The organism is Photobacterium sp. R1, from assembly GCF_054600795.1.
On record NZ_BAAHZP010000009.1, the window covers coordinates 57,518 to 69,116 of the forward strand.

10 protein-coding genes are annotated in these 11,599 nt (G+C 50.0%); 3 read left to right on the plus strand and 7 right to left on the minus strand.

From position 1 onward, the window contains the following. Positions 1-99: 99 nt before the first annotated feature. Both gcvT and ACYP03_RS15645 read right to left on the minus strand, forming a co-directional pair. Positions 100-1,218 carry a glycine cleavage system aminomethyltransferase GcvT gene (gene gcvT / locus ACYP03_RS15640; RefSeq protein ID WP_459780876.1) on the minus strand — a complete coding sequence of 373 codons (1,119 nt, stop codon included), beginning with the start codon at positions 1,216-1,218 and terminating at the stop codon, positions 100-102. A gap of 209 nt (positions 1,219-1,427) precedes the next feature. Beyond that, the gene (locus ACYP03_RS15645) at positions 1,428-2,063 is read right to left on the minus strand and encodes a helix-turn-helix domain-containing protein (RefSeq protein ID WP_248142156.1); all 636 of its coding nucleotides are present in this window, start codon (positions 2,061-2,063) and stop codon (positions 1,428-1,430) included. Positions 2,064-2,627: 564 nt separating this feature from the next. Between ACYP03_RS15645 and ACYP03_RS15650 the strand changes: the two genes are divergently transcribed. The 3 genes from ACYP03_RS15650 (at position 2,628) to gcvP (ending at position 7,398) form a co-directional block, all read left to right on the plus strand. Continuing rightward, complete coding sequence (locus tag ACYP03_RS15650) at positions 2,628-3,923, plus strand: serine hydroxymethyltransferase (protein ID WP_459780878.1); 1,296 nt, start codon at positions 2,628-2,630, stop codon at positions 3,921-3,923. A 109-nt stretch (positions 3,924-4,032) separates the two neighbouring features. Beyond that, positions 4,033-4,407 (plus strand): glycine cleavage system protein GcvH, encoded by a 375-nt coding sequence (gene gcvH / locus ACYP03_RS15655; protein ID WP_248142154.1) that lies wholly within the window; start codon positions 4,033-4,035, stop codon positions 4,405-4,407. A gap of 108 nt (positions 4,408-4,515) precedes the next feature. Continuing rightward, positions 4,516-7,398 (plus strand): aminomethyl-transferring glycine dehydrogenase, encoded by a 2,883-nt coding sequence (gene gcvP / locus ACYP03_RS15660; RefSeq protein ID WP_459780880.1) that lies wholly within the window; start codon positions 4,516-4,518, stop codon positions 7,396-7,398. A 65-nt stretch (positions 7,399-7,463) separates the two neighbouring features. Here the strand turns inward: gcvP and ACYP03_RS15665 are convergent, their stop codons facing one another. The 5 genes from ACYP03_RS15665 to ACYP03_RS15685 all read right to left on the minus strand — a co-directional run bounded on the left by ACYP03_RS15665 (position 7,464) and on the right by ACYP03_RS15685 (position 11,557). Next, positions 7,464-7,976: a GNAT family N-acetyltransferase gene (locus ACYP03_RS15665; RefSeq protein WP_459780882.1), complete on the minus strand. Its 513-nt coding sequence runs from the start codon at positions 7,974-7,976 to the stop codon at positions 7,464-7,466. Between the two features lie 3 nt (positions 7,977-7,979). After that, positions 7,980-9,149, minus strand: coding sequence for a MerR family transcriptional regulator (locus ACYP03_RS15670; protein WP_459780884.1), 1,170 nt, complete (start codon positions 9,147-9,149; stop codon positions 7,980-7,982). Between the two features lie 293 nt (positions 9,150-9,442). Then, entirely contained in the window at positions 9,443-10,078 is a 636-nt protein-coding gene (locus ACYP03_RS15675; protein WP_248142150.1) for a LysE family translocator, read from the minus strand. Positions 10,079-10,286: 208 nt separating this feature from the next. Beyond that, on the minus strand, positions 10,287-10,616 hold the full coding sequence (locus ACYP03_RS15680; RefSeq protein ID WP_459780887.1) for a hypothetical protein: 330 nt from the start codon (positions 10,614-10,616) through the stop codon (positions 10,287-10,289). Then, entirely contained in the window at positions 10,613-11,557 is a 945-nt protein-coding gene (locus ACYP03_RS15685; protein ID WP_459780889.1) for a hypothetical protein, read from the minus strand. Before ACYP03_RS15685 ends, ACYP03_RS15680 begins: the two co-directional genes overlap by 4 nt. Positions 11,558-11,599 lie beyond the last annotated feature (42 nt).

An 11,599-nucleotide genomic window follows, 5' to 3' on the forward strand; every position in this document is an offset into this window, starting at 1 on the left:
TTTCCCCCGGGTCTGTCAGATGTTCAGTCTTATGCAGATAAAAAGGAGCGCATTGCGCTCCTTTTTACATTTCAAGCCAGTCGCATTTCCAACCGTCAATCAGCCGCGGTAGTAACGCTGCGGTACAAACGGCATTTTCTCAACCGTCATCGGCAGCTTCTTGCCACGAACTTCAGCAAAAACTTCGGTACCAATCGCCGAAAACTCAGTTTTCACATACGCCATTGCAACCGGTGCTTCCTTGGTTGGTCCGAACGTACCACTGGTCACAACACCAATTTCATTGTCATTGGCATCAAACAGCTTGCTGCCTTCACGGACAGGTGCTTTTGACTGACCAATCAGACCAATACGCTTACGGGTAACGTCTTTGGTTTCAATCTGCTTCAGAATCAGATCTGCACCCGGAAAACCACCAGCACGCTCACCGTCGGCACGACGTGGCTTACTGATCCCCCACAACAGGCTTGCTTCTACAGGCGTGGTTGTCGTATCGATATCATGGCCATACAGGCACAGACCGCACTCAAGACGCAGGGAGTCACGCGCACCCAGACCAATCCACTCAACTTCTTCATAGCCAAGCAGTGTCCGCGCCAGCGCTTCCGCCTGATCAGACGGTACTGAGATTTCATAACCGTCTTCACCGGTATAACCCGAACGGCTTACGTAACATTCAACACCCTGAAGCTCCAGCTTCACCGCATCCATGAACAGCATGTCACTGACCGCCGGGTTCAGACGCGCCAGAACCTCCGCAGCTTTCGGACCTTGCAGTGCCAGCAGCGCGCGATCATCAATCACTTCCATTGTCACATCTTCAGGCAGATGCGCCTGGATATGCGCAATATCCTGTGCTTTACAGGCCGCGTTCACCACGACGAACAGATGATCACCAAAATTTGTCACCATCAGATCGTCCAGAATCCCGCCTTCTTCGTTGGTAAAGAACGCGTAACGCTGCTTGCCATCAGGCAGATCAATGATGTCAACCGGAACCAGCGCTTCCAGTGCCTTCGCTGCATTTGTGCCGTGCAGACGCAACTGACCCATGTGCGATACATCAAACAGGCCGGCAGATTCACGGCAGTGAATGTGCTCTTTACGCACGCCCAGCGCGTACTGAACAGGCATGTCATAACCTGCAAAAGGGACCATTTTGGCGCCCATTTCAATATGAAGGGCATGCAAAGGTGTAACGAGAAGATCCTGTGACATTGATTTTTACTCCATTCACCGCACTGCGGCTGTTCCATCAATTCCTGTGACGGGCTCAATCACCAGTCACCGTGAAGATGTTGCTAGCTTGTTGCTAAAATCGTTCTTGTTTCCAATAGTAGACAAAGTTTCCCAACTCTCAACCGACCATGTCACAAAATTGTGACGAAAGCTGAAAGCTCTCTGCTGTGTCTGCTGCTCAAATCTCTTCAGGATGCCGTGACCCAGAGAATGTGCGCATCTTCATCACTGACCGACGCCAGCATATGGCCCATGGTGGCATCGTAATAAACCGAATCCCCTTCATTAAGTTGAACGGGCTCGTAGAATTCAGAAAAAAACAGAATAGTTCCGGACAGAACCAGCAGAAACTCTTCACCGTCATGACGAATCCAATCGGGATAGTCCTCAAACCGCCGGGCACGCACACGAGATTTAAACGGCATCATCTTTTTGTTTCGCAGTTGCGTTGCCAGTAACTCATGCTCGTAAGTCGTGGTCGGATGCGGCTTACCTTCGTCTTTCCGGGTAATATCCCGACGGCCGGTCGCCATAATTTGTTTCGGTGGCGCAAAGAGTTGCGGAATATCGATCTGTAAACCGCTGGCCAGTTTCTGCATCGCCTGAAAGGTCGGAGAAATCTGCTCGTTTTCAATTTTAGATAAAGTTGAGCGTGCCAGCCCGGTTCGCTTACTGGCTTCTTCCAGTGTCAGGCCATGAGCCATCCTGATGTCTTTCAGCCGCTTTCCGAGCTGCATCGGCTCAATACTTTCTTTATCAGGTTCCTGGTCCCTGGCCACAGTCAATGATGGATACGGATCCACGTGGTTTTCATCACTTGTCATCTTTGCCCTCCAAGGCGACTTCTGACCTCATTCTGGCACAGGCTGTTCACAACAGGAAAGCGAGCCAGTAACAAAACTATGACCAAGGCATCATATTTGAAATAAAGTTTCCTATTGGAAACTCATCGAAAAACAAAGCAACCTGCCCGCCGAAAAATCGCTTCTCAAGACGTAAAGGCCATCCCGAAATCAGAAAGCAAGCCGCAGCCATTTCCGCCCTCAACCCTTGCCATCCCTGGTATTGATGACTGACTATAATTAGAGTCAGCACACATTTCTGACAAGCAGATACTGAAAATTTCGTGCCTATCATAGAAATTAACATGACAAGAAGCAAACGTTTGCGTAAGATTACGACCACTAAAGTGAACGATTATCCACTATTGGAAATTTTGATTTGATCCGTTATCAATAGAGGCGTATGTTACGCACTTGTTAGGCAGGCGCAATCAGACGCATACCTCCCAAGACAAGGAAGCGACAATAACGAGACATCACAATAGATACCGCTCTGCCTGCCGTGACAGTGAATCGGTTCAGGGCGCGAATTGAGGATAACGTGAAATGAAAACTTCATACCAAAACCATGACCTGGAGATGTTCTTCTCAACCAACCTCTCTGAGGTGGATGGTGCTGTGAACGCTGGGATTGCTGCCGAGCTGAACCGCCAGAATCAGCAAATTGAGCTGATTGCATCAGAGAATATCGTTTCCAAAGCCGTCATGCAGGCACAAGGTTCCTGTCTGACCAACAAATATGCGGAAGGTTATGCCGGTCGTCGTTATTACGGCGGTTGTGAACATGTGGATGAAGTTGAGCGTATTGCCATTGCACGCGCCAAACAGCTGTTCCAGTGTGAATACGTCAACGTTCAGCCGCACTCCGGTGCTCAGGCAAACGGTGCTGTGATGCTGGCGCTGCTGCAACCGGGCGATACGATTCTCGGGATGTCTCTGGATGCCGGTGGTCACCTGACACACGGTGCGCGTCCTGCCCTCTCCGGTAAATGGTTTAACGCAGTTCAGTATGGTGTCAGACAAGGCAGTTGCGACATCGACTATGATCAAGTGCGCGAGCTGGCTATCGAACATCAGCCCAAAATGATTATTGCCGGGGGTTCCGCCATTCCCCGTCAGGTGAATTTCGAAAAATTCCGTGCGATCGCGGACGAAGTCGGTGCATACCTGATGGTTGATATGGCCCACATTGCCGGTCTGATTGCCGCAGGTGAACATCCGTCACCGCTGCCGCATGCACATGTCGTGACAACGACAACGCACAAAACCCTGCGTGGTCCGCGAGGCGGCATGATTCTGACCAACCACGAAGACATCAACAAGAAGATTAACTCTGCGGTCTTCCCGGGTCTGCAAGGCGGTCCGCTGATGCATGTCATCGCAGGTAAAGCCGTTGCGTTAGGCGAAGCGCTGGAGCCAGAATTCAAGCTGTATATCAAAAATGTGATCAACAATGCGAAGGTGCTGGCTGAAACCCTGCAAACCCGTGGTTGTGACATTGTCACAGGTGGTACAGATACTCACCTGATGCTGGTTGACCTGCGTCCGAAAGGACTGAAAGGCAATCAGGTTGAAGAAGCGCTGGAGCGCGCGGGAATCACCTGTAATAAGAACGGCATTCCGTTCGACCCTGAAAAACCAATGGTCACCTCAGGAATCCGTTTGGGCACACCGGCGGGCACCAGCAGAGGCTTCGGCGAAGCAGAATTCAGACAAATCGGCGAGTGGATCGGCGATGTCCTGGATGGCCTGGCAGCCAATCCGGAAGACAACAGTGAAACCGAATACCGCGTGAAGCAGCAAGTTCAGAAACTATGCGGCCGCTTCCCGCTGTATCAGTAATTTCATTTTGCCGTGTGCGTTGAAGGACACGGTAAGCAGGAAAACACCGGCAGGGAAATCTGCCGGGATAAATAACAAAGATGCGGAAACATTGCGCAAGGAGATTCAAATGAGCAACCTGAAGTTTACTGAAAGCCACGAGTGGGTACGCGACAACGGTGACGGCACTATCACCATGGGTATCACAGACCACGCTCAGGAGCTGCTGGGTGATGTGGTTTTCGTAGACCTGCCGGAAGTTGGTGGCAGCACTGAAGCTGGTGAAACTTTCTCTCTGGTTGAGTCTGTCAAAGCCGCGTCAGACATTTATGCACCTGTCACTGGTGAAGTCGTTGAAATCAATGAAGAACTGGGCGACAGCCCTGAACTGATCAACGAAGAACCATTCGAAGGTGGCTGGATTGCTAAAATCAAAGTTGCTGATGTCGAAGAGCTGAGCAAGCTGATCGATGAAGACCAATACAAGGCAAGCATCGAAGACTAAGGAACACTGCGGCTTTCAATCCATTGGAAGCCGTTTTTCCACCCAAGAGATTTCTCGCCATTGCCGGCAGATGGCTAGCAATGTGTAGTAACTGTTCAGGAAAGAACCATGACCGACATGAACCTTTTACATGCACTGAGTGACGACAAAGCCTTCGCTGGCCGTCACAACGGCCCGAATGAAGCACAGCAAGCAACCATGCTGCAGTCCATTGGTGTCGACAGCATTGACAAGTTGATTGAAGAAACTGTCCCGGCTTCCATTCGTCTGAAAGAAGCGATGAAGCTGGATCAGCCGCAAAGCGAAGCAGAAATGCTGGCTGCGCTGAAAGCCGTTGCCAGCAAAAACGTCATCAACCGCAGTTTCATCGGTCAGGGTTACTACAATACCTTCACGCCGAACGTGATTTTGCGTAACGTGCTGGAAAATCCGGGCTGGTATACCGCTTATACCCCTTATCAGCCAGAAATTTCTCAGGGCCGCCTTGAATCGCTGCTGAACTACCAGCAAATGATCATGGACCTGACCGGCATGGAACTGGCAAACGCCTCCCTGCTGGACGAAGCTACGGCTGCGGCTGAAGCCATGACCCTGTGTCAGCGCGCCAGCAAAAACAAGAGCAAAGCATTCTTCGTCTCCACCGATCTGCACCCGCAAACGGTTGACGTTGTGACCACCCGTGCTGGATACATCGGCATAGAAATTATTCGCGGCAAAACCGACGAGCTGGACAACCACGATGTCTTCGGTGCGCTGGTTCAGTACCCGGGCACCACAGGTGCGGTTGCCGACCTGACCGACATCATCGAAAAAGCACACGCGAAAAAAACACTGGTCGCTGTTGCTTCTGATCTGCTGGCCCTGACCATTCTGAAAGCGCCGGGTGAAATGGGTGCTGACGTTGTAATCGGCAGTGCACAGCGCTTCGGTGTTCCAATGGGCTTTGGTGGTCCGCACGCTGGCTTCATGGCGACCAAAGATGCTCACAAACGCACGATGCCGGGCCGTGTAATTGGCGTTTCCAAAGATGCCAAAGGCAATCAGGCGCTTCGGATGGCGATGCAAACCCGTGAACAGCACATCCGTCGTGAGAAAGCGACTTCAAACATCTGTACCGCTCAGGCGCTGCTGGCCAACATGGCTGCGTTCTACGCCCTGTATCATGGTCCTGAAGGTCTGCGCAAAATCGGACGCCGGGTTCACCACCTGACTGCAATTCTGGCTGCCGGTCTGAAGAATGCGGGTCTGGTGCTGGAAAACGACTCTTTCTTCGACACCATTACCGTCAACACCGGTAAACAAACCAATGCTGTCTACAAAAAAGCACTGGATGCCGGAATGAACCTGCGCCAATTTGGTGACAAACTGGGTGTGAGCCTGGATGAAACCACCACAGTTGCCGATGTTGAAGAACTGCTGGAAATCTTTACTGGTCAGGCGCTGAAAGCTTCTGCTTTCACTGATGACATCGCTGCAGACGAATTTGCGGCCATTCCGGAAAGCTGCCGTCGTACCAGCAAGTACCTGACTCACCCGGTGTTTAACCAGTACCACAGTGAAACGCAAATGATGCGTTACATGAAAAAACTGGAAAATAAAGACTACTCACTGACTCACGGGATGATTCCGCTGGGCAGCTGTACCATGAAGCTGAATGCTGCAGCAGAAATGATCCCGGTGACCTGGCCAGAATTCGGTGCACTACACCCGTTCGCGCCGGCTGATCAATCGAAAGGTTATCAGGAACTGGCAGGCAAACTGTCTGAAATGCTGTGTTCAATCACGGGCTATGACGCGTTCTCACTGCAACCAAACTCGGGCGCACAGGGTGAGTACGCAGGTCTGATCGCGATTCAGCGCTACCATGAAGCGAACAACGAAGGTCATCGTAACGTCTGTCTGATCCCAAGTTCAGCGCACGGCACCAACCCGGCTTCAGCAGCCATGGTTTCCATGAAAGTGGTCGTCGTTGGCTGTGACAGCAACGGGAACATCGACGTTGAAGATCTGAAAGCGAAGATCGAAAAACACCGCGACAACCTGTCGTGCATCATGATCACCTACCCTTCAACACACGGCGTTTACGAAGAAGCGGTTCGTGAAGTGTGCGATCTGGTCCACGCGGCAGGCGGTCAGGTTTATCTGGACGGCGCGAACATGAACGCACAGGTTGGCCTGACCAATCCGGGCTTCATCGGTTCTGACGTATCGCACCTGAACCTGCACAAAACCTTCTGTATCCCTCACGGCGGCGGCGGTCCGGGCATGGGTCCAATCGGTGTGAAATCACACCTGGCACCATTCCTGCCAGGCCACGTTGAGTCTGTGAACGCAACCGAAGGCGCACAATACGCGGTTTCTGCAGCCGAGCTGGGTTCTGCCTCGATTCTGCCAATCTCATACGCCTATATCGCCATGATGGGCTCAGAAGGTCTGACTCAGGCAACCAAACTGGCGATTCTGAACGCCAACTATGTGATGGAGCGTCTGCGTGACCACTACCCTGTGCTGTACCGCGGTACACACGGCCGTATCGCGCACGAATGTATTATCGACATCCGTCCGCTGAAAGAAGCGTCAGGCATTTCTGAAGAAGACGTGGCGAAGCGTCTGATGGACTACGGTTTCCACGCGCCAACCATGTCCTTCCCGGTTGCCGGTACCCTGATGATCGAACCGACTGAGTCGGAAGATCTGGCTGAACTGGATCGCTTCTGTGACGCCATGATCGCCATCCGTCAGGAAATCGCCCGCGTTCAGTCTGGTGAATGGCCGCTGGAAGATAACCCGCTGGTGAATGCGCCGCATACTCAGGTTGACCTGATGGATGCTGAATGGAGCCACACTTACAGCCGTGAACTGGCTTGCTATCCGTCCGCGCAAACCAAAGACGCCAAATACTGGCCGACCGTTAACCGTGTCGACAACGTCTTCGGTGACCGGAATCTGGTGTGCTCATGCCCAAGCATCGAGAACTATATTGAGGACTGATTGTTCTGAATCTCGCAATAAAACAGAAGCGAGGCCAATTGGCCTCGCTTTTTTCTTGTCTGTTTTCATCCATAGAATGACTGATGAAAACTAACTTCACCAACAGGAATCGGACTGCATGCTTTCAGCGGCTGAATCATGAAGTATTCTGCCGGTACGCCCGGTAATGTCAGATTCACATGGGATTCAAATCCAAACCTTTGGTAATACGCGGGTTCGCCCAGTAAGACAACACCATCAGCCCCTTGCGCCAGTAACCGTGATAGACCTGCTTCGATTAACCTGCCGCCAATCCCCTGGCCTTGTCGTTCAGGAGCGACAGAAACAGGCGCCAATCCAAACCAGTTTGATGATTCGCCTGCAATACAAACCGGAGAAAAAGCAATATGCCCGATAATACCCGTTTCATCTTCAGCCACTAAAGATAGTGCCAACACTTTATTTGCTCTCAACCGATTCACAATCAAATGCTCATTGGGTTCTGCGCCGGGCGCATGAGAAGGATGGTTTTTAAATGCTGCCAATGTGAGTATTTCAATCTTTTCTAAATCTGTAATGTGCTCATTTCTGATATTCATGTGTTACTTTCTCTCTAAAATAAATATCTGATATCCGTACTGACTCAAATATTTGTTGTGAAATTCAATCTCCGCCCGAATGTCATTCAACGCATTTGAGCTAAACGTGTTTTCATCAAGCTGATCGATCTTCGTTTTCAAGGGTTGAAGATAATTTTTCCAGGCTTCAGGACTAAGTTGATAATTTTCAACCAATTTAAATCCGCTTTGTTCCATCATTTGCATTCGATTTGCCACTGAAGACATATCAGGGTAATGATGCTGCCAATAAGTTCGCACTTCGGCATCCGGAGAGTCGGTTAACCAGACCAAATCACTCAATACCATCAATCCATGTGGTTTTAAGAAATGCTTCCATTGTTCAATTGCTTGCTGAACACCCATAATATATGCACTTCCTTCTGACCAAATCACATCAAACTGATGCTGAGAAAACGGCATATCAGTCATACTTGCACAGACAGTTTTTACATTTCCGGATTCTCTATGACTGGCAAAGTTTTCTTTCAGACAGCTGAGACAATATTCATCGTTATCCAGCACCGTAATCGCAAACTGACTGTGTTTTTGAATCACAGCAGTTGCCACGCCTTTTCCGCAACCAACTTCAAGAAGCTCACCAGAAAGACTCGGCAGCAGCGTCAAAGCCCTTTGGGTATCGGCATCGCTTCCTGGCCCCAAGCGCTCAAGCCCTTCAAAAATTTTTTCAAATTCAGCCATATACTCTTCATGTGCGTTCATATCTTTAGATAACCATTTCAAGCGAAGCGCCTGTTTTTCGCTAAACCCTTGCTTCATCAGCCAATTCAGGTGAGCTTCTGGTGCCTGACTCTCAAGTGTCTGATGCCACGCCCGCATTGAACCCATTCCCAGTAAAGCAGCCAGCAATGCTCTGGCTTTCTCCTTTTGCATGATTTCAGCATCAAGTGCGTTCAATCTCTGCGTCAGCTGCTTCCGGTCAATTTTTGCTTCCATACAATCCTGACACTCTTTGAGTGTCAGCCCACCGCTCTGCAACTGAAGGAGCAATCTGAGTTTCTGAACATCAAGCTCTGTATATTGGCGATATCCATTCGCCTGTCTCTTTGAGGTGATCAATCCAATTTTTTCGTAATACAACAATGTTGAACGGCTTAACCCAACAATTTCAGCCAATTCAGATATCCGATACATGGGTCATCCTCTGTTTGATGCGCGCACTTTAAACTATGAAGCTTTAGACAGGTCAAGGCCAATCATCAGTGATTCATTCGGGATCATTCTGAGAGTAAAGAGCCGAACATTCATATACCGATGTATGGCATCAAACTACAGAAATACGTCTGGTGATTTCTTCTCAGAATGAAGCAATTGATGAAAACGAGAGAAAATGAAAAGAGAGAGAAGAGAGATTAAATGCCCGGTTTTATTCAGCAGAACACAACAAAACCGGGCTAAGGCAGAACGAGGATAAGACGGCGTTCCTTTTAGCCCTGCGAAGCAACCAGCAACCGGACCCCAAACACACCAAACAGCGTCGCGGTAAAGCGGGACAACCACTTCTTCACGGAAAGATTCACCGTCAATTTATGACTGATAGAGGCTGAAACCCAGGCAATGAAGTGACACCATAACATGCCGTTGAAGTTAAAAATCAGTCCTAGAACGATAAACGCCAACGCCTTGTTATCGCTGGATGCAGAGATGAATTGCGGCATGAATGCGAGAAAGAAAACTGCGATTTTCGGATTGAACAGATTGGTGATCAATCCCTGAGTGTAGATTCGTTTCAGTGAGGCCTTCGGTTTTTGAATCACCTCCGCCTGCTCCGTCTCACCACGGCTTCTGAGCATACTGATTGCCATATAAATCAGGTATGCGCCACCCAGCACTTTGACGAGGGTAAATGCCGTTGCTGACGTGGCTAACAAAGCCGATAAACCCAACGCTGCGGCAACAATGTGAATCAGCGTCCCAGTGCCGATTCCTAATGCAGCGGCAGATCCCGCTTTGAATCCCTGCGTTGCTGCACGTCCTGCAATCAACAGTGAGTCCGGCCCGGGAATCATATTCAGTAACAAACCGGAGACCACAAACAACCACAAGTTCTCGATACCAAACATGACAAATTCTCCTTCTCTGCACCTGATAATTCCTTACAACACAGCGTGACCCCACTCGGACATCACAACCGCAGTCGCTTTTCAAGGCGCAGATTTTAGCACAGGCCCGCCAGTGTGCCGCTCATTTCATTGCAGCAAAAAGCGCCCAAACCAAACAGCAAGGCTGAACACCTCGCTGTTTGTCTCATGCCGCTTATAGCCATTACAGCTAAACAAATTTTGCCAGTTGTTTAAGTAACTTATCTAAACCACGTGCAATTTTGGCTACCGTTTCGGCGTGCTCAGTCACCTCTTCTAACGACTTCCGGGCAGCCTTCGCCAGCATGAGCAACGACTGAACATCCTCTTCACGGGAATCCAGCAAAGCAGATTGTTTCTCGATGAGTGCCCGGTTGTAGCGGTAAATCTGTTCACCGTACGCTTCACACTGCAAGATTAATGATTCCTGATCCGGCGTCAGCATCGTCGAATCAAGATAGTTCTGTATCAGACGATAGGTTGCGTCTAACTCTTTATACGCTTCTGCGTGAAGACTCATGATGCTTCCTTAAGGCTCTTTTGAAATGCTTTGATCGCATCAACCTGAACTTTGGTGGATTGAATGGCTTTTTTTGCGGCCGACAGTGACAGGTCATTGTCAGATTCCAGGGAGTCAACAACCGCGGTGTTGAGCTTCTGGACCGCCGCCAGAGCTTTATCCAGCTGAATGAACTCAGCATCGAGATGCAATAATTGCTGCTTAATCCGGTAGGCTTTTCGATACCCTTCCATGCGCTCTTCCAGAGAATCGCTAAAGGTTACACAGCGCAGATCGGTACTCTGTTCACACCGGTTCGGATTGTTCAGTAAATACAGACGAATCCGCAGCTCTTTCTGCAGAGATGTCCGGGTCGCCTGTTTCCACGCCGGAAGATCACTGCGCAGCACACCGATCGTATTCTGGATAACGGGTTCCGATGCTTTCATCAGGCGCTTTAAAGCTTCGTAACGCGCACTTTCTGTATAGGCCCTACCAAGTGCATTGGCACTGAGTGACGCCAGCTCAATCTGCTCCTGACTGACACCTTGTACCTGCGGATATTCAGACAAAGAGACTAACGCAGTATTCAGCTTCTCTGCCTGCTCATTGAGAGCCGTGCTGGCCTCATCTGAAGCCAGCGCATTGATACTTTGCGTGAACACCAGAAGATGCTTTAACGCCTGAATCTGACCTGAATTATCGATTTGTTTGATATCCAGATCATTGCCTGTCACGCCGTCTCTGACGGCGCCCGCCAGCACAGAGTCCACTCTCGATTGTTCCGTTCGTTCATAGACTCCCAAAAGTGCAGTCTGTACCTGAGCCGACTGCTCTGCATATTCACTGACCAGCTTCACTGACTCATGTGAAGCACATCCACTGATGACCAATATCAATCCGGGCAGGACAACCCGACTTGCCAGATGCAACACACTGGCCCCTTTCGTCCTTTTTTCCATTCCTTTCATCCACTTCACAACAATCAACATCAAATTTCGGGA

Bases quoted from the DNA above. Each gene is read 5' to 3' on its own strand.
- ACYP03_RS15685 (WP_459780889.1), bottom strand. From the start codon at position 11,557: ATGGAAAAAAGGACGAAAGGGGCCAGTGTGTTGCATCTGGCAAGTCGG.
- ACYP03_RS15675 (WP_248142150.1), bottom strand. From the start codon at position 10,078: ATGTTTGGTATCGAGAACTTGTGGTTGTTTGTGGTCTCCGGTTTGTTA.
- gcvP (WP_459780880.1), top strand. From the start codon at position 4,516: ATGACCGACATGAACCTTTTACATGCACTGAGTGACGACAAAGCCTTC.
- ACYP03_RS15670 (WP_459780884.1), bottom strand. From the start codon at position 9,149: ATGTATCGGATATCTGAATTGGCTGAAATTGTTGGGTTAAGCCGTTCA.
- ACYP03_RS15665 (WP_459780882.1), bottom strand. From the start codon at position 7,976: ATGAATATCAGAAATGAGCACATTACAGATTTAGAAAAGATTGAAATA.
- gcvH (WP_248142154.1), top strand. From the start codon at position 4,033: ATGAGCAACCTGAAGTTTACTGAAAGCCACGAGTGGGTACGCGACAAC.
- gcvT (WP_459780876.1), bottom strand. From the start codon at position 1,218: ATGTCACAGGATCTTCTCGTTACACCTTTGCATGCCCTTCATATTGAA.
- ACYP03_RS15645 (WP_248142156.1), bottom strand. From the start codon at position 2,063: ATGACAAGTGATGAAAACCACGTGGATCCGTATCCATCATTGACTGTG.
- ACYP03_RS15680 (WP_459780887.1), bottom strand. From the start codon at position 10,616: ATGAGTCTTCACGCAGAAGCGTATAAAGAGTTAGACGCAACCTATCGT.
- ACYP03_RS15650 (WP_459780878.1), top strand. From the start codon at position 2,628: ATGAAAACTTCATACCAAAACCATGACCTGGAGATGTTCTTCTCAACC.